The 16,587-nt window shown below is 47.6% G+C and carries 18 protein-coding genes and 2 pseudogenes; 13 read left to right on the top strand and 7 right to left on the bottom strand.

The window, feature by feature from the left end:
• Nucleotides 1–3: 3 nt before the first annotated feature.
• From C8R14_RS04520 to C8R14_RS04505, 4 genes are read left to right on the top strand one after another with little or no spacing between them, the layout of a single operon-like run.
• The gene (locus C8R14_RS04520; RefSeq protein WP_011633396.1) at nt 4–810 is read left to right on the top strand and encodes a phosphocholine cytidylyltransferase family protein; all 807 of its coding nucleotides are present in this window, start codon (nt 4–6) and stop codon (nt 808–810) included.
• Between the two features lie 21 nt (nt 811–831).
• On the top strand, nt 832–1,269 hold the full coding sequence (locus tag C8R14_RS04515; RefSeq protein ID WP_041353405.1) for a hydrolase: 438 nt from the start codon (nt 832–834) through the stop codon (nt 1,267–1,269).
• Nucleotides 1,270–1,290: 21 nt separating this feature from the next.
• The gene (locus tag C8R14_RS04510) at nt 1,291–2,358 is read left to right on the top strand and encodes a fatty acid desaturase family protein (RefSeq protein ID WP_011633394.1); all 1,068 of its coding nucleotides are present in this window, start codon (nt 1,291–1,293) and stop codon (nt 2,356–2,358) included.
• Between the two features lie 49 nt (nt 2,359–2,407).
• On the top strand, nt 2,408–3,118 hold the full coding sequence (locus C8R14_RS04505) for a 2,3-bisphosphoglycerate-dependent phosphoglycerate mutase (protein WP_011633393.1): 711 nt from the start codon (nt 2,408–2,410) through the stop codon (nt 3,116–3,118).
• 44 nt (nt 3,119–3,162) lie between these two features.
• On the opposite strand, the gene C8R14_RS04500 is transcribed toward C8R14_RS04505, so the two are convergent.
• From C8R14_RS04500 to C8R14_RS04475, 6 genes are all read right to left on the bottom strand, one after another.
• Entirely contained in the window at nt 3,163–3,849 is a 687-nt protein-coding gene (locus tag C8R14_RS04500) for a DUF6781 family protein (protein ID WP_011633392.1), read from the bottom strand.
• Nucleotides 3,850–3,895: 46 nt separating this feature from the next.
• Nucleotides 3,896–5,209, bottom strand: a complete 1,314-nt coding sequence (gene serS / locus C8R14_RS04495) for a serine--tRNA ligase (protein WP_011633391.1) — start codon at nt 5,207–5,209, stop codon at nt 3,896–3,898.
• Between the two features lie 194 nt (nt 5,210–5,403).
• Nucleotides 5,404–5,928 (bottom strand): adenine phosphoribosyltransferase, encoded by a 525-nt coding sequence (locus tag C8R14_RS04490; protein ID WP_011633390.1) that lies wholly within the window; start codon nt 5,926–5,928, stop codon nt 5,404–5,406.
• Nucleotides 5,929–6,017: 89 nt separating this feature from the next.
• Nucleotides 6,018–6,500 carry a YbhB/YbcL family Raf kinase inhibitor-like protein gene (locus tag C8R14_RS04485; RefSeq protein ID WP_011633389.1) on the bottom strand — a complete coding sequence of 161 codons (483 nt, stop codon included), beginning with the start codon at nt 6,498–6,500 and terminating at the stop codon, nt 6,018–6,020.
• 154 nt (nt 6,501–6,654) lie between these two features.
• Entirely contained in the window at nt 6,655–7,266 is a 612-nt protein-coding gene (locus C8R14_RS04480; protein ID WP_011633388.1) for a hypothetical protein, read from the bottom strand.
• A 278-nt stretch (nt 7,267–7,544) separates the two neighbouring features.
• On the bottom strand, nt 7,545–7,994 hold the full coding sequence (locus C8R14_RS04475; RefSeq protein WP_011633387.1) for an NUDIX hydrolase: 450 nt from the start codon (nt 7,992–7,994) through the stop codon (nt 7,545–7,547).
• A 122-nt stretch (nt 7,995–8,116) separates the two neighbouring features.
• Between C8R14_RS04475 and C8R14_RS04470 the strand changes: the two genes are divergently transcribed.
• Nucleotides 8,117–8,908 carry a glycosyltransferase gene (locus C8R14_RS04470; protein ID WP_011633386.1) on the top strand — a complete coding sequence of 264 codons (792 nt, stop codon included), beginning with the start codon at nt 8,117–8,119 and terminating at the stop codon, nt 8,906–8,908.
• 140 nt (nt 8,909–9,048) lie between these two features.
• On the opposite strand, the gene C8R14_RS04465 is transcribed toward C8R14_RS04470, so the two are convergent.
• On the bottom strand, nt 9,049–9,318 hold the full coding sequence (locus tag C8R14_RS04465; RefSeq protein ID WP_011633385.1) for a Rho-binding antiterminator: 270 nt from the start codon (nt 9,316–9,318) through the stop codon (nt 9,049–9,051).
• A gap of 148 nt (nt 9,319–9,466) precedes the next feature.
• Here C8R14_RS04465 and C8R14_RS14360 point away from each other — a divergent pair.
• From C8R14_RS14360 to C8R14_RS04425, 8 genes and pseudogenes are all read left to right on the top strand, one after another.
• Nucleotides 9,467–9,624, top strand: a pseudogene (locus tag C8R14_RS14360) (transposase); the annotation flags it as partial.
• Nucleotides 9,625–9,816 (top strand): annotated as a pseudogene (locus C8R14_RS14355) (IS5/IS1182 family transposase); the annotation flags it as partial.
• Between the two features lie 345 nt (nt 9,817–10,161).
• On the top strand, nt 10,162–10,608 hold the full coding sequence (gene mraZ / locus C8R14_RS04450) for a division/cell wall cluster transcriptional repressor MraZ (RefSeq protein ID WP_011633383.1): 447 nt from the start codon (nt 10,162–10,164) through the stop codon (nt 10,606–10,608).
• A gap of 15 nt (nt 10,609–10,623) precedes the next feature.
• A complete protein-coding gene (rsmH, locus tag C8R14_RS04445; RefSeq protein ID WP_011633382.1) occupies nt 10,624–11,577 on the top strand; it encodes a 16S rRNA (cytosine(1402)-N(4))-methyltransferase RsmH in 954 nt (317 codons plus the stop codon).
• Entirely contained in the window at nt 11,574–11,861 is a 288-nt protein-coding gene (gene ftsL, locus C8R14_RS04440) for a cell division protein FtsL (protein WP_011633381.1), read from the top strand. Before rsmH ends, ftsL begins: the two co-directional genes overlap by 4 nt.
• Nucleotides 11,858–13,597: a peptidoglycan D,D-transpeptidase FtsI family protein gene (locus C8R14_RS04435; RefSeq protein ID WP_011633380.1), complete on the top strand. Its 1,740-nt coding sequence runs from the start codon at nt 11,858–11,860 to the stop codon at nt 13,595–13,597. The genes ftsL and C8R14_RS04435 overlap by 4 nt, the downstream gene beginning before the upstream one ends.
• On the top strand, nt 13,594–15,156 hold the full coding sequence (locus tag C8R14_RS04430) for a UDP-N-acetylmuramoyl-L-alanyl-D-glutamate--2,6-diaminopimelate ligase (protein WP_011633379.1): 1,563 nt from the start codon (nt 13,594–13,596) through the stop codon (nt 15,154–15,156). Before C8R14_RS04435 ends, C8R14_RS04430 begins: the two co-directional genes overlap by 4 nt.
• Nucleotides 15,153–16,526, top strand: a complete 1,374-nt coding sequence (locus C8R14_RS04425) for a UDP-N-acetylmuramoyl-tripeptide--D-alanyl-D-alanine ligase (protein ID WP_011633378.1) — start codon at nt 15,153–15,155, stop codon at nt 16,524–16,526. Before C8R14_RS04430 ends, C8R14_RS04425 begins: the two co-directional genes overlap by 4 nt.
• Nucleotides 16,527–16,587: the final 61 nt, after the last annotated feature.

Genomic DNA, 16,587 nt, shown 5'->3' with positions numbered 1-16,587 from the left:
AAAATGACTGACCAAATTGATGATTTTCCGGGTAAGGCGATCATTCTGAGTGCCGGGCAGGGTAGACGATTATTACCCTTGACCGAAGATACTCCTAAATGCCTGTTGCCAGTTTCAGGAAAACCGGTGATTGCTTGGCAGATTGATACCTTACTGGCCAATGGTATCCAGGAAATCGTAATCGTCGCCGGCTTCCAAATTGGCAAAGTGGAAATGCTGTTAGCCGAACGCTATCCGAATCATTCTAATATTCGGGTTGTATTTAATCCTTTCTACGAAGTAGCGGATAATCTGGCCAGTTGCTGGATTGCACGTGAAGAGATGAATACCGGATTTCTATTACTGAATGGTGATACGCTGCTGGAAGATAATTTGCTGTCAGGTGTGTTGCGCACACAAATAGCACCAATTACTTTATGCATTGATTTTAAAGAAAAATTTGATGACGATGACATGAAGGTTCAGCTTGATCTGCTAGGCCAAGTGAAACAGGTCAGCAAGAAACTGTCTGTAGAGGAAACCAATGCAGAATCAATTGGACTGATTCGTTTCAGCGGGCAAGGTGCGCGGCTTTTCCGTAATGCAGTGGAGCAGGCATTACGCGAACCGGAGAAACTTGGATCGTGGTATCTGGCTATTATCAGTGCGTTAGCTAAACAAGGTATAGTAAGCAGCCACTCGGTTGTTGGTAATCACTGGTGTGAAATTGACTTTATTCAGGATTTACAGAGGGCGAGAAACTACTTCCCTTGTGTGGAGATTGCTGCAGATCAATCGCAATCTGATCAGTTCCTGCAGGCACCAGGCTGATCTGGAGAAAAGATAGTGAGTATGAAAATATTTAATGGCACCATGCAGAAGTTTGGCGCGCCAGACACAGTTATTTGCCAGTTTCAGTATTGGAGCGTGCTGTTGCGTCCAGCCCAGTTGACCTTGGGTGCTTTGGTTTTGATTGCGCATGAACCGGTACAAAGTTTTTCTGCGTTGAGCAGTGCCAGTTTTACTGAACTGAAAATTGTGACTGGCAAGATTGACGTTACTTTAAGAAAAGCCTTTCAGTATGACAAATTGAATTACCTGATGTTGATGATGGTTGACCCTGATGTCCATTTTCACGTTATTCCTCGTTATGCACAAGCCAGAGAATTTGCCGGTAAAACTTTTTTTGACGCTGGTTGGCCCGGTGTGCCTGATTTCAGCAAAATTAACGGAACCAATCCAGATATAAACCAGCTGATAATCAAACACCTGATTTCTAATTGGGGATAAATTTGAAAAATATTTTCCCTCATGGCTGCTGATAACGATAATACGATACAAGTCAATTTTCCCTTATATGAGGCGCGTGCATTGGTGCGTGACCTGATGACACCTGATCCTGGAATTTACTGGTCAGATTTTCTGTTTCATATCATGCTGGGATGGGCAGCTTTCGCGACAGCATTCCACATGCCATGGCTTTCCATCTGGCAAATACTTTCTTGTTGGGTAGCGATATTTGCCTTTTATCGTGCTGCAATTTTTATCCATGAGCTTGCCCATCTTGAGCGTGGAACGTTCAAAATATTCCGACTGGTGTGGAATCTGACTTGTGGCATTCCATTTATGATCCCGTCTTTTACCTATGACGGCGTGCATTATGATCATCATAAACCGGCTATCTATGGCACCTCTGAAGATGGGGAATATCTTCCCTTTGCCACTCAACATCCGGTAGGGTTAGTAGGTTATGTACTGCTTTCACTGATTCTGCCGCTACTGCTGGTGATGCGGTTTTTGTTGCTGACTCCAATCTCGTATCTGATTCCACCCTTGCGGAAAATTATCTGGGAGCGTGCTTCTTCGCTGACAATTAATCCAGCCTATATTCGTCGGGCAGATGCTGTACGTAACGATCATCATTGGCAGCTGCAGGAGCTGGCGACATTTTTGTTTGCAGTAATTGTCGTAGCCAGTGTGATATTGGGGAAGTTATCCTGGCAGGTATTGGTGCTCTGGTATGTGGTTGCTGTCGCAATTTTTATCCTGAATTCACTGCGCACTCTGGCTGCCCATGCGTATCGTCATAGAGGTGATTATCATCTGACACTGGTTGAGCAGTATCTTGATTCCATCAATGTTCCCGGTAATTTTATGACCGGATTATGGGCGCCGGTCGGGCTACGTTACCATGCTACACATCATCTTTTCATGAGCATGCCCTACCACAATCTCGGCAAGGCTCAAAGGCGGCTTGCACAGGAATTTGGTGATAACCAATTGATTTTACAAACCAATCGTAATGGATTGTGGTCTGCATTGAGGCAAATCTGGCAGGAATCTACGGCGGCAGTAAAGAAAAATAATATACGGGATTGATGTTTAATATTTTTGTAACTTTACTGTCTCTAAAAATCTACAATCATTTGTGAGTAAAACAGAAAAGTTAACCCGGCTGGTATTGCTCCGCCATGGGAAAAGTGTCTGGAATAAAGACAGGCACTTTACTGGTTGGAGTGATATTGCACTCAGCTTGCAAGGTGAGGAGGAAGCAAGAAGAGCAGGCCAGCGTCTCAAGCAGGCAGGTTTTAGTTTTGATATCTGTTTCTGTTCGGAGCTAAAGCGTGCACGAGATACGCTTGCGTTTGTGCAATCGGAAATGAGCCTGAGCCATCTCCCAGCTTATCAGAGCTGGCGGCTGAATGAACGTCATTACGGCGCACTGGAGGGCATGCGTCCTTGGGCTGCCATTCGTAAATTTGGTATCTGGCCGGTACTGAAAAGCCAGCTCCATTTTGATGCGGTGCCTCCATTGCTGATGGCAAATGATCCTCGTGTACCCGCCAGCCAGCAGCGCTATGCAGCAGTTAATCATGCCCAGTTACCTCTGGCAGAAAGTATGCAACAAGCATTGGTGCGCGTACAGCCCTTCTGGCAGCAAACGATTCTCCCTGAAATCAGGCAGGGGAAACGTTTGCTAATTGTCTCGCACAAGGGGCTTTTAAGAACTTTAGTTATGCAATTGGAAGGATTGACAGGCGCACAGGTGATGCGCTTATCAATTACGACAGGTCAGCCGCTTTGTTACGAGCTGGATAGCTCGCTCAACCCAGTTAACCGTTATTATTTACCAGGTTGAGGCGCGCCAGAATTTTCGACAGATTTTCCGGATCGGAGAAATGATTATTTTTTATCCCGATCAGTTTGACTGGTGATGCCGGATAAGACCCCGGTAGAAATTTTGTACAGAAGATCTGCAGTCATTTGAGTGAGTTTTACGCCCGCTTCAAATTGTGCCCGGCCGGCTGAAGCTACTTGATGCGCCAAAACTGCCAGCGTATCTTTGATCTGTCTGCCCACAGCGGTGCCATTATGTTGTGCATGTGTTAACAGATCCTGCAGTGTTTCAGCAATCAAACCCTGTGTGGCGGAAGCCGTCTGTTTCAGGGTATCCAGAAATACATCTTCCAGATCTTCCAAATCTGCCCGGGCTTTGGCCAGGTCGCTGTCGGAGAACTGCTTTGCTTTTCCTGCTGCTTCTTCCAGAGCCAGCTTGGAAGCACCGGCCAATTGAGCAAAAGCACCATCTAGTCCGCTGACTGCCTGGGTGATTTGTGATCGCGCTGTTTGAGATTGCCCTGTGGCATGCGTTATTTTCTGCTGCGCACCAGCCTGAGCCCCTTCCATTACAGCGGTTGCTATCTGTTTCAGGGATTCGATATCCAGACCGTTAGAGTGCATAGTCTTGAGTGTAAGATTTCTGACAGCATTTTCCACATCACCACCCTGCTCTATTGCTTTCCTGACTTCTTCGGCAAGTTGGGTAACATCCTTATCAGTATGGGTGGCATCATGATTGTCATTTTGCATCAGAATCCTCCATTTCTAGTAGTTAATACAGACGAACATGCATACATTATAGGCTGATCCGCTTGATGCCGCCCATATAAGTCTGCAAAATTTCCGGGATAGTAACACTGCCATCTTCATTCTGATAATTTTCCAAGATGGCCACCAGCGTTCGTCCTACTGCTAGTCCAGAGCCATTAAGTGTATGCAGCAGTTCCGGTTTATCTTGCCCCTTACGGAAGCGTGCTTGCATGCGTCGCGCCTGGAACGCTTCACAATTACTACACGATGATATCTCCCGGTAGGTTTGTTGTGCGGGTAGCCATACTTCAATGTCGTAAGTCTTGGCGGCAGAGAATCCCATATCTCCTGTACACAACAACATGATCCTATAAGGCAGCTCCAGCTTTTGGAGAATTTTCTCGGCATGACCTACCAGCGATTCCAATGCTTCGTAAGATTTTTCCGGATGGGTGATTTGTACCAGTTCGACCTTATCAAATTGATGCTGACGGATTAATCCGCGTGTATCCTTACCGTAACTTCCCGCCTCGGAACGGAAACACGGAGTATGAGCGACAAACTTAAGCGGAAGCTGCTCAAGAGGAACAATCGTATTGCGAACGATATTGGCAAGAGGGACTTCGGCAGTAGGAATGAGGTGCAGGCCAACCATGCCTGTTTTATCTACATTATCTGTTTCATCCTGTGCGTTGGTCAGTACAGAAAAGAGATCTTGTTCGAATTTGGGTAGCTGTCCAGTTCCGCGCAAACAGTCCGCATTAACTAGATAAGGCACATAGACCTCGTTGTAGCCATTTTCTTGCGTATGGGCATCGAGCATAAATTGCGCCAGCGCGCGATGCAGCCGCGCCACCCCGCCTTTCAGCAGGCAGAAGCGTGCCCCGCTCAGCTTTGCCGCGGTTTCAAAATCAATCAACCCAAGATGCTCACCGATGCTGACATGATCCTTGACTGTAAAATCAAAATTCTTGGGCGTTCCCCAGCGCCTTATTTCAAGATTGCCATCTGCATTCTTGCCTGTCGGAACGCTGTTATGAGGCAGATTGGGAATTTCCATCAACAATTGCTGTAGTTTGGTTTGAATAGATTCGAACTGATTTTCCGCCTGCTTTAACGCATCTCCCATATTCGCTATTTCAGCCATGATCGTACTGACATCTTCTCCCTGCTGTTTGGCGATACCAATTTGCTTAGAAGCTGAATTACGTTTTGCCTGTAATGTTTGAGTCAGGGTTTGTATGGATTTACGTTGGCTTTCCAGATTCTCAAAATCGGACACAGGAAAGTTGTAACCTCTTTGGGCTAGACAAGTAGTAATATTTTGTAGGTCGCTACGTAATTGCTGGATATCTAACATGTGAACGGACTCCACGGCAGCCAGTAGGCTGGGTCGATATAAAATTTGTTATTGCGGAAAGTTGCTCCGGCATCTTAACCGGCAGGATTGCGGCTAATCTGCTGCGGATATTAGCATTGCAACGATTCTGTTTGAACAGAAATTAGATATCTGTATACGTGTTTAATCCAGAGACGAGGATGCCGCCAGCAGATTCAATCATCAAAACTGCACAGAGAATACAGTGGATGGTCTTGTTGGCGCAGCCGTGTACTTCCACCGACACCAGGTAAATCAATCACAAAACAGCATTCGATTATTTTTCCGCCCATCTCCTGAACCAGCTTGATCGCTGCTTCCATCGTTCCACCTGTTGCAATTAGATCATCGATCATTAGCACACGGTCGTCTTTATCGATTGCATCCGCATGGATTTCAATCTTATCGTAACCATATTCCAGTTGGTAATCACAGCTGATGGTTTCTGCCGGCAATTTACCTTGCTTGCGGATGGGAACAAATCCGGCCCCCAGCGCATAAGCAACCGGTGCGGCAAAGATAAAACCACGAGATTCTATTCCGACAACTTTGTCGATTTTTTCAGCCCGATAACGCTCGGCAATCTCATCAATAGTTATACGCAATCCGACTGGATCTTTCAGAAGAGTGGTGATATCCCGGAACATAATCCCTTCGCGAGGGTAGTGTGGGATAGTACGGATACGTGATTTGATAGACATATTAACAAGAGTGATAGCAGTATCGGAGTCAGCAGCCAGGATTGACAGGATGATGCAGTTTGTTGGCTTTTAACTTGGCTGTTTGTGTTTCAGGCGTTGCTTGGGCGGCAATATCGTCCGATTAATTCAGCCTGAGCAATAATGTGACCTTGCATGGCTTTTTCCAGAACAGCTTTGGTTGGTTGGTTCAAATCGGGCAATATAGTATCCAGAGCGTACAACTTATGAAAATAGCGATGGGTTCCGATTGGTGGACATGGTCCGCCGTAACCAGTTCTTCCCCAGTCGTTTATACCTTCCAAAGTACCGGCAGGCAATCTATCTACGGTTACTTGTGCTGGCAGGTTATCAACCGTAATTGGAATATTGTAAAGTACCCAATGTACCCATGTCATTTTGGGTGCCTGTGGATCAGGTGCATCCGGGTCATCAACGATCAGAACCAGGCTTTTCGTATTTTCTGGTACTCCTGTCCAGATGAGCTTCGGAGAAGAGTCCTCACCGTCGCAGGTATGATCTGCTGGAATTAGGCCTTGATGAGAAAACGATGGAGATGTCAAACTGAGTGCCATGATTTTTTATTGTAAGAAAATGGTTGGGAGTATGCTTATGCATAGCTTGCGCCACTTTTTTCGTGGTATCTGGGTATCCGGGTATTCAGGCATGCAGCTCTATATTTGGCAACACAATGCTGCATGCTTCCATATTTAATTGATATTATCTTGATTAAGCTTTTGCGGGATCTTTCTTGCGAAGGAAAATGAAAGCACCTGCTATGCCCACACCAGCAAGTAGAATCAATTCCATCGTACCAAAGTTGGATCCATGACTGTGGCCACTCCCCTCTCCAATATGCAGCGGGATCTTGACGGCTGTTTTGACATTGCCTGCACCATCGTCTGTTTCCAGCTGAACGTTATACTGTCCAACTTGTTCAAGATTGGTTGCAACCACGATAATACCGGAGGAATATTTCTCGGCAGGCATATACAGCACTTCATGTGCGCCGTGCTCACTACCTTCATGTCCTTCCATAAGGACCCTGACAGCGATAGGAACTTCACGTGTCTTGGCATCGGAAAGCTCAATCGTCATATTGATCTTGCCTGCATTGGGAACATGACTGCAATATGAATGCATAGGAGGAATATTCCCTTCCGGAACTTCATAAATGCTGATCGCAACAGGAAAATCTCCATCATCAACTTTACACCCTGAGTCATCATGATGTCCCTCGTGCGCGAGCATCAGCTGAGCTGATGCGGGCAACGATACCAGAAACATTGATATTGCGAGGCATAGCCCGGCAACGTATCTGTTTCGAAAAACCTTCTTCATATTTCCTCCACTTTATGATTTCAAATTTTGGTGCTGCTTAGTGTATTTCCTTTTAACCGGGCCGTTTGATTCTGGCTCGATTCTTTTGATTCGGGTTAGAACATAAACCACCACCGGATTGTATAACAAAAAACAAGCTGGGCAGCATCGTGATTTGTATGGTTATGGGATTGCTGTTTCTATCCTTGCTAGATAAGAGTGTAGAAAGCCCATGGGTTGCCATACCGGTTCATATGTATGATTCCTTGTGCCGAATTTTGTAGTTAGCTGATTGGCTCTCAGCCGTAGTACTTCAGGATATTCAGCGGATAGTTTCTCCCGGTGAGGTAGTCTTCAATACATTGCATTACCAGCGGTGTGCGATGAAATGCCTGTTTTGCACGGATTTCATCTATATTGAGCCAGATTGCCCGTATGATGCCGGTATCGAGTTTTCTTTCGTGATCAAAAGCAGTAACTTGACCGGAGAAGGTAAAGCGCAGGTAGGTGATACCATTCGAGGCCGATGTCCAATGATAAATGCCGGTTAACACCTCAGGCTGAAAGGTATGGCCAGTTTCTTCCAGTACTTCTCGACAGCACGCCTGAATAATGGACTCACCGGGTTCCAGATGACCGGCTGGTTGGTTGAGTTTTATCTCGGTTCCTTTGGGAATTTCTTCCACCAACAGGTATTTACCATTCTGTTCAACAACTGCGGCGACTGTAACATTGGGTTTCCAGATCATATGGCAGGGGCGTGTGAAATCAAGCTGTTTAAAATTGGAAGATGTAATTATAAATGCAGGCTTCTGGGCATATCTATCCTTACCCGAATTTTATATTGTAAGCTGAACAAGGTTGTAATTCTGTGATTTACGATGAACGCTCGGTAATGGCAGAAATTACTGAATTTTTTATTATTGAAATAGGTTATATGCGCATTTCTTTTATCATTCCAGCTTTCAATGAAGAGCAATTGATCGAGCAGTGCCTGCGTTCAGTTGCCGATGCAGTGATGGCGAATCGCTCCTATGGCTATACCCATGAAGTCATCGTAGTGAATAACAATTCTACTGATGCAACTGCTCGTTTAGCTAAACGAGCAGGTGCCCGGGTGGTTTTTGAGCCGATCAATCATATTGCGCGTGCCAGAACTGCTGGCGCAGATGTTGCCAAGGGGGAATGGCTGATATTTATGGATGCCGATTGCCTTATGAATGCCGGACTGGTAGGCGATATGTTTGAATTGATCAAACAAGGCAGGCATGTCGGTGCGGGCAGCACGCTTTATATGCCGGATCAGCCCAGATGGGCGGAGATATTGCTGCGAATATGGACGCTGCTGTCAGTGCAGCTTGGCTGGGCTGCTGGGGCGCTGATAGTATGCAATGCCATCGCATTCAAAGAGGTAGGCGGGTTTGATTTGACACTGTACGCGGCGGAAGAAATCGAATTGAGCCGGAAACTCAAGAAATATGGCCGCCAGCACAAGCTCAAGTTTGCAATTTTGAGCAAACACCCGCTCGAAACATCCTCCAGAAAAACCAAGCTTTACAGTGGATGGGAGATTACCAGGCAGTTTTTTTACCTGGTATTGTCTCCCTTGGGCTCATTGCGTAATAAAAAGAAGCTGCCGATGTGGTACGACGGTAGACGCTGACCGGGAAAATACCGGTTACTCCACTACGCTGTTAATTCAGGCTGTGTCACTCCGGCGAAAGCCGGAATCTGGAAAAGTCAGTCCGCCGGATGACGGATTTCGCGCCTGATTATTCAGGCAGTTTCCGGATCGTAACGGATTCAGGATTCACAGGATCCGGAAAAGACAACTTCAGTAAATCGTGCATCCGGAGTCAGTACTTGCAGTTTATCGAGAAAAATTAATTCAACCTGCTGGGATCCGATTTCAGTTTCCAGCAGCAGAAACTCACGCGTTTCAGTATCCGTCAGAATATCCTTAGCCTTCCCTTCCGCAGTTGACTGGTCCTTCAGGATCAACCTGACCTGATAGCCATACATACAAGCCACTTCGATATAGTCGTGTAAATCGCAGGAAATATGTTGAGTCATGGTATTTGTCCAAATGATTTGAATCACCGCTGTTTTTCTTCGGTAATTATACTGCGCCTAGGGCCTGTTCCCGTTTGGTCTCAAGCCATTGATTTAAAGAAGCACTCATATCGTTGTAGCTTTCACACAACAACAATACGAGCTTGCAATACTCCGATTACTGCTCAATGCCGAACTTTGGTCGAAGCTATTGGCTATTTTGCTTCACGACAACATCTACAACAAGCAAGATTTGCGTATAACTGTCGAAGGCATACTGTACGCATGCATACCGGTTGTCCCTGGAGAGATTTACCCAAGGCATTCGACTGGAAGCCGGCGACACGGTGCCAGAAGGATACCGACGCGACCTGGACGAAGAAGCCCGGCAAGAGCCACTTCGGCTACAAGCTGTCGATCAATGTCGATAACAAGTGCAAGATCATCCACCGGATCGAAACCGATACCGCCCCCCACGCCCGGCAGGATCATGCCGGGCATAACCAAGATGCTCGGAATGATCCGGTGCATCATCGGATCACGTGCCGACAAGTCATTAACTGCCTGTTCCCAAAATACCAAAGCCATATCGGTCTGGTTTGAAATGTTCTCCCGGTTTGTACTATGCCATATTCAAATCCCGAAATAAGCTGTCTTTACAAGGTGATTTTATTTGAAATGATTACCGGAAAAATCTGTTAAGTAATTGTCACAACAATATAAAAATTCCTCCTGACTTGACCCTGAAAATTTTATTGAGTAAAGTGGCAAAAAGTGGTGAAATATGTAGAATTGTGGATGCCAGTGGAGTAAATACGATTCAAATATTAAACAGCCACCTCCATTGAAATCAAAAGGGACGAAATGTTTCGTGGCTCCACTCAATTAAATCTCGATAGCAAGGGAAGGCTCGCGATTCCCGCCAAATATCGAAATGAATTATTTGCCAATTGTGGAGGCAACATCGTTGTGACCGCTGATCCCTCCAGGTGCCTGCTGATATACCCCCAGCCCGTGTGGGAACCAATTGAAAAGAAACTGAGCGGCTTTTCTAGCTTCAACCCACAGATTCGAAGTTTGCAGAGACTTATTATCGGTAATGCCTGTGACGTGGAAATGGATGGCTCCGGTCGCATTCTGATCAGCGCCCCCTTGCGGCAATTTGCCGGTTTACAGAAAGAAGTCGTGCTCGCGGGACAAGGCGAAAAATTTGAACTCTGGGATATGGCGAAATGGGATCTGGAAATCGATACGGCAACTGCTTGCAAGGATGGAGATATTCCTCCCGAACTGGAAGGATTTTCACTGTAATGTGCCGGTAACGCCGTGCACATATCCGTTCTGCTGGAAGAAGCTGTAGATGCGCTAAATATTCAAAAAGGCGGCATCTATGTGGATGGAACGTATGGCCGGGGCGGCCACAGCCGCCTGATTCTGTCGCGACTGGACAAGTCAGGCCAGTTAATCGCGTTTGACAAGGATCCGGCGGCTATTTCCGAAGCTCGATCCATCCTGGATGAAAGATTTCAGGCAGTACACAGCAGTTATGCCGGAATGTACACAGCACTTCAGTCGCTGGGCATAAACCGGGTTGACGGTATTCTGCTGGATCTTGGTGTATCGTCAATTCAACTGGACGAAGCTTCGCGCGGATTCAGCTTTCGTCATGATGGTCCCCTGGATATGCGCATGGATTCCAGCCGGGGTAAAACAGCAGCAGAGTGGCTGACTATGGCGTCAGAAACAGAATTAAAGGAAATAATCAGAACCTACGGCGAAGAGCGGTACGCAGGACAGATTGCAAGTGCAATTGTTATGGAGCAGGCACGCCAGCCCATCAGTACCACGCTTCGGCTTGCCGAGATTGTCGCAGCAGTTGTGCGTAAGCGCGGTCACCGGGATGATCGACAGCATCCAGCGACACGTACTTTCCAGGCGATACGGATTCACCTTAACCAGGAGCTTGAAGAACTATCAATGACATTGCCACAATGTGTGGAGTTGCTGAATACAGGCGGCCGGTTGGTGGTGATCAGCTTTCATTCATTAGAAGATCGCATTGTCAAGCGTTTCATGCGTATGCAGACCGGTACCGATACTCTGCCGCGAAGATTGCCTATCAGGGAGGAGGAAAGCCGTTTACACAATCAGCAAAAATTAAGAATTATCGGTAAAAAAATTCGCCCAGGATCGGATGAAGTATCCGCCAATCCACGGGCACGCAGCGCTGTCATGCGGGTGGCAGAAAAACTGGAAACCAGAAACGCGATAAGCAGATGATCAAGCTAAATATTTTTCTATTTGTAATATTGATTATCTGTGGATTGGGTATTGTGACCGCACGGTATGAAGCACGTAAACTTTTCATGGAACAGGAAAAGGAACAAAAATTAACTGAGCAGCTAGAAACCGAATGGAGCCAGCTACTACTGGAGCAAAGCACACTGGCCATGTCTGCGCGTGTAGAAAAAATCGCCCGGAAAGAACTTGGCATGATTACGCCACCTACGACCGGAAATATTCTGGCTATTCATCCTGATTACACTCCGGGCACAACCGAATGAAAGTTTTGTTCAATCCTTCCCGTAAAACAATCTCTCCTGTTCCAGAATGGCGTTCACGCTTGGTGCAGGGACTTCTACTGACGTGCCTGATCATACTAATCTCCCGGTCAATTTACTTACAGGCACTGAACAAGGATTTTCTTCAGCAACAAGGGCAGTCACGTCACGAGCGGGTTATCGAACAAAATATGCAGCGCGGCAATATCAAGGATCGCAATGGTGAAATCCTTGCTGTTAGCGCACCTGTCAGATCTGTATGGATCGAACCTCAAAGAGTAAATGCAACACCGGAACAAATTAGACAATTAGCCAGTTTGACGGGCGTAGAAGAAGCAGTCATCCAGCAGCGCATTCGCAGCGGGAAAAAATTTGTATACCTGAGACGGCAGCTCCCTCCAGAATTAGCGGAAAAGGTAGCTGAACTCAATATAAAAGGAGTAAATCTCAAGCACGAGTTCTATCGTTATTATCCAGCACGCGAGCTGGCCGCGCATATTCTGGGCTTCACTGATATAGATGGACGGGGGCAGGAAGGAATGGAGCTGGCGTGGCAGGACATGCTGACCGGCGAGGATGGTAAACGGCGCGTGATTAAGGACCGGATCGGACGTATTGTGGAAGATGTCGAGCAGATTCAATCTCCGAAACCGGGCCAGGATGTCGTTCTGTCAATTGACAGTAAAATACAATACCTCGCTTACCGGGAATTGGCACGCGCAGTAAAAGAACAGCACGCTAAAGCAGGTAGCATCGTAGCGTTGGATGTACAAACTGGTGAAGTACTGGCAATGGCGAACTACCCGGCTTTCAATCCCAATCAGCGCGCCAGCATGAATAATGAAGTAATTCGTAATCGCGTGCTGGTCGATACATTCGAACCTGGTTCAACATTAAAGCCATTCGTCGTGGCTGTGGCAATGGAAACCGGCCGGATCAAGCCGGATACGCTGATGGAGACTGCTGGAGGCAAACTGAAAATAGGCAGAGCTGTCATACATGACGTGCGTGACAAGGGCAACCTGACCGTTTCCCAGGTTATTCAGGCTTCCAGTAATGTTGGCGCTGCAAAAATTGCTTTGTTGCTCCCGCCAAAAACTTTCTGGGAAATGCTCAACCGCTCAGGTTTTGGGACTGAAACCGGCATTGGATTTCCCGGCGAGGCAAGCGGACGGTTACGTGCATATAATACCTGGCGACCGATCGAGCAGGCCACCATGTCCTATGGCCATGGCATTTCAGCCAGTTTAATGCAGCTGGCGCGTGCTTATACGCTGTTCGCCACTGATGGAGAATTAAAGCCTGTCACACTGCTAAAGCGTGATATGCCTGCCGTTGGCCAGAAAGTCATTTCGCACGAAACTGCACAATCAGTCCGAAAAATGCTGGAACTTGCCGTTCAACCTGAAGGCACAGGCAATAGTGCACGCATCAGCGGCTACCGTGTTGCAGGAAAAACCGGTACCGCACACAAACGCCTGAAAGGTCAGAAAGGTTATGCCAAAGATCGCTATATCTCTTCATTTGTCGGCTTCGCTCCGGCGTCTGATCCGCGCGTAATCATCGCCATCATGATTGATGAACCCTCAAGCGGAAATTATTATGGCGGTACAGTAGCCGCCCCTGTCTTCAGTCGGGTAATGGAAGGTACGTTGCGCATATTGAACGTGCCGTTTGATGAGCCACTGGGCAATCTGGTTATATCACCTGTTCCTGCAGAGCTGGAAGATAAGGGATGAGCACTTCGTCCCGCTTTGGATCAGATGAAACTTATCTTGCTTGCTTGCTGGATCGGCTGAGCGTCAAGATACAACGTCTGGCGGCAGACAGCCGCACCCTGAAACCGGGCGATACCTTCCTGGCTTGTGCTGGCGAACAGCATGATGCACGCAACGATATTCCACAAGCAATTGCATTGGGCGTCAATGCAGTTATCTGGGAAAAACAAGGATTTTCCTGGAAACCGGAGTGGAAGATACCCAATCTGGGTATCTCTGGATTACGCCATGAAGCCGGGAAAATTGCCAGCCAGGTGTACGACCACCCATCCAGACATTTACGGCTAGTTGGAATCACAGGCACCAACGGAAAAACTACGTGTAGTCACTGGTACGCCCAGACCATGATGACACTGGGGGAAAAGACAGCCATCATTGGCACGCTGGGACATGGCTTCCCGGGAGCGTTGAATCATGCCAACCATACAACGCCGGATGCAGTATATCTGCAGCAACTGATGGCTGACTATTTACAGCACGGCGCTCGCTCCCTGGTTATGGAAGCTTCTTCACATGGTCTTTCTCAAGACAGGCTGGCTGGTTCGGAATTTTCGATTGCCGTACTGACCAATCTGACGCGTGACCACCTGGATTATCATGGCAGTATGGATGCCTATGCTGCTGCTAAGGCAAAACTCTTTTTCTGGGAGGGGCTGCAACACGCTGTCCTTAATCTGGACGAGGTACTGGGCGTGGAACTATCACAACAGCTGGCCTGGAAAGACGTGTCGATCATTGGTTACGGTTTCAGGCAACCTGATCCATCAGCCCGTACAACCGGTAACCAAAAAATACTCTACGGAAGTAATCTGCGATTTACCACACAGCATATTAGCTTCGATGTTGAATTTTGTAATCGGCGCGCCAGTCTGCAATGTAATGTAACCGGTCGTTATAACGCATATAACCTATTGGCTGTACTGGCCACTTTACTTGCCAGTAATGTTGATCTTGATGATGCAATAACTGCCTTGCAACAAGTACAACCAATTCCAGGGCGAATGGAAAAACTGGGAGGAGGTGATCAGCCCATCGTAATCGTTGATTATGCGCATACACCCGATGCATTGAACGAAGTATTAACCGGCTTGCGCGAAACACTGGCCGGTACGCGCATGAAAAAACGGATACGAAAAAACCAGGCAAAACTGGTTTGCGTGATCGGTTGCGGAGGAGATAGAGATCGCGGCAAGCGCCCGTTGATTGGAGAGATTGCTTCACACCTGGCTGATGAAGTCATTATTACCAGCGATAATCCGCGCAATGAAAATCCGGCAGATATTATCAATGAAATCATGCTTGGGGCCAGTGGCAAGCACTGCACGGCTGAAGCGGATCGCACTGCAGCCATTTACCGGGCTATTCATGGTGCGCGCAAGGGCGATATTGTATTGATCGCCGGCAAGGGGGCAGAAACTCATCAGGAAATACAAGGAAAAAAATATCCATTCGATGATCGCGAGGTAGTGCGGCAGGTATTGCATGACCTGGCTGGTCCAGAATTGCAGGTGCAGGGATGATGAGCGTACAGGAAGCTGCACTAGCCCTGCATGCAAATTCAAATTGGTCTGGTGGCAACCCGATATTCACTGGGGTCAGCACAGACAGTCGCACCCTGAGACCGGGCGATCTTTTCATCGCGCTATCCGGCGAGCAGTTTGACGGTCAGCACTTCATTTCTACTGCCATCGAAAAAGGTGCCGTTGCCGCAATGGTTTCGACCGATACGGTCATCGTTCCGACAAAATCTGATTTCGGCTGGATCAAAGTAAACGACACTCGGCTTGGCTTCGGCCAATTGGCCGCAAACTGGCGTCAGCACTTTACACTCCCGCTGGTTGCCGTGACAGGTAGTAATGGCAAAACCACCGTCAAGGAAATGATTGCAGCTATTTTCAGACATGAATTCGGATCAGGAAACGTTCTTGCAACGACCGGCAACCTGAATAACGACATTGGTGTTCCACAAATGCTGTTGCAGCTCAATACCGGGCATACTTGCGCGGTTATTGAAATGGGCATGAACCACGCTGGCGAAATTGCCTATCTCAGTCAACTGGCTGCACCCACGATTGCCGTCATCACCAATGCCGGCACCGCACATATTGAACACCTGGGTACAACCGAAGCGATTGCCCGTGCCAAGGGGGAAATCTTTACAGGGCTGGGAGCACAGGGCATTGCAATCATCAACGCGGATGATGCTTATGCCCAGCTGTGGCGACAACTGGCAGGAAGCAGACAGATTCTGGATTTCGGCATAACGAATCCTGCTGCAATCCGTGCGCAACAAATGTCCAGCTCATCAGAAGCTGCATGGTTGTTGCAACTGCCAGACGACAAAGTTGAAATAACGCTGCAGGTACCAGGCCGTCACAATATTTACAACGCACTGGCTGCAGCGGCAGCTGCTACGGCTGCCGGCATCAGCACAACCTCCATTGCCGAGGGTCTGCATAACTTCATGGGCACTCCTGGGCGTTTGCAGAAAAAAGTGGGGCTATATCAATCTATTCTGATTGATGACACCTACAATGCCAACCCGGATTCCATGCAGGCAGCGCTGAATGTTCTGGCAGAGATGCCCGGCAAAAAAATTCTGATTATGGGGGACATGGGGGAGCTCGGTACGGATGCTGCAGGATTCCACTACACCATCGGCCAACAGGCTGCAAAAGCTGGCATAGATGCGTTACTGGCACTGGGAGAATTAAGCCAGCAAACCGTTGCAGGATTTGGCAGCGGGGCACAATATTTTGCCGATCTGGATACATTGCTGGAAAAAGCAAAAGACTGCCTGGGAAAGAATGTTTCTGTTCTGGTCAAAGGCTCGCGATTCATGCGCATGGAGCGTGTGATCGAGCAACTGCAGGATAGATATGTTGAGTAGGAACAAGGTAGATCCTCTGATTAAAACTGTTTTTTGTGTCTGCGACCGGACATTGCAACGG

It is taken from the genome of Nitrosomonas eutropha, from assembly GCF_003201195.1.
Classification (GTDB): Bacteria; Pseudomonadota; Gammaproteobacteria; order Burkholderiales; family Nitrosomonadaceae; genus Nitrosomonas; species Nitrosomonas eutropha.
Note: the sequence above shows the minus strand (reverse complement) of the source record. Positions and strands in the feature narration are given on the sequence as shown.

What these genes read in the sequence shown, in the direction of transcription:
- mraZ (WP_011633383.1), top strand. Translation starts at nt 10,162, where the DNA reads ATGTTTCGTGGCTCCACTCAATTAAATCTCGATAGCAAGGGAAGGCTC.
- C8R14_RS04510 (WP_011633394.1), top strand. Translation starts at nt 1,291, where the DNA reads ATGGCTGCTGATAACGATAATACGATACAAGTCAATTTTCCCTTATAT.
- C8R14_RS04425 (WP_011633378.1), top strand. Translation starts at nt 15,153, where the DNA reads ATGATGAGCGTACAGGAAGCTGCACTAGCCCTGCATGCAAATTCAAAT.
- C8R14_RS04515 (WP_041353405.1), top strand. Translation starts at nt 832, where the DNA reads ATGAAAATATTTAATGGCACCATGCAGAAGTTTGGCGCGCCAGACACA.
- C8R14_RS04520 (WP_011633396.1), top strand. Translation starts at nt 4, where the DNA reads ATGACTGACCAAATTGATGATTTTCCGGGTAAGGCGATCATTCTGAGT.
- C8R14_RS04435 (WP_011633380.1), top strand. Translation starts at nt 11,858, where the DNA reads ATGAAAGTTTTGTTCAATCCTTCCCGTAAAACAATCTCTCCTGTTCCA.
- serS (WP_011633391.1), bottom strand. Translation starts at nt 5,209, where the DNA reads ATGTTAGATATCCAGCAATTACGTAGCGACCTACAAAATATTACTACT.
- C8R14_RS04490 (WP_011633390.1), bottom strand. Translation starts at nt 5,928, where the DNA reads ATGTCTATCAAATCACGTATCCGTACTATCCCACACTACCCTCGCGAA.
- C8R14_RS04485 (WP_011633389.1), bottom strand. Translation starts at nt 6,500, where the DNA reads ATGGCACTCAGTTTGACATCTCCATCGTTTTCTCATCAAGGCCTAATT.
- C8R14_RS04430 (WP_011633379.1), top strand. Translation starts at nt 13,594, where the DNA reads ATGAGCACTTCGTCCCGCTTTGGATCAGATGAAACTTATCTTGCTTGC.
- C8R14_RS04500 (WP_011633392.1), bottom strand. Translation starts at nt 3,849, where the DNA reads ATGCAAAATGACAATCATGATGCCACCCATACTGATAAGGATGTTACC.
- C8R14_RS04465 (WP_011633385.1), bottom strand. Translation starts at nt 9,318, where the DNA reads ATGACTCAACATATTTCCTGCGATTTACACGACTATATCGAAGTGGCT.
- C8R14_RS04475 (WP_011633387.1), bottom strand. Translation starts at nt 7,994, where the DNA reads ATGATCTGGAAACCCAATGTTACAGTCGCCGCAGTTGTTGAACAGAAT.
- ftsL (WP_011633381.1), top strand. Translation starts at nt 11,574, where the DNA reads ATGATCAAGCTAAATATTTTTCTATTTGTAATATTGATTATCTGTGGA.
- C8R14_RS04480 (WP_011633388.1), bottom strand. Translation starts at nt 7,266, where the DNA reads ATGAAGAAGGTTTTTCGAAACAGATACGTTGCCGGGCTATGCCTCGCA.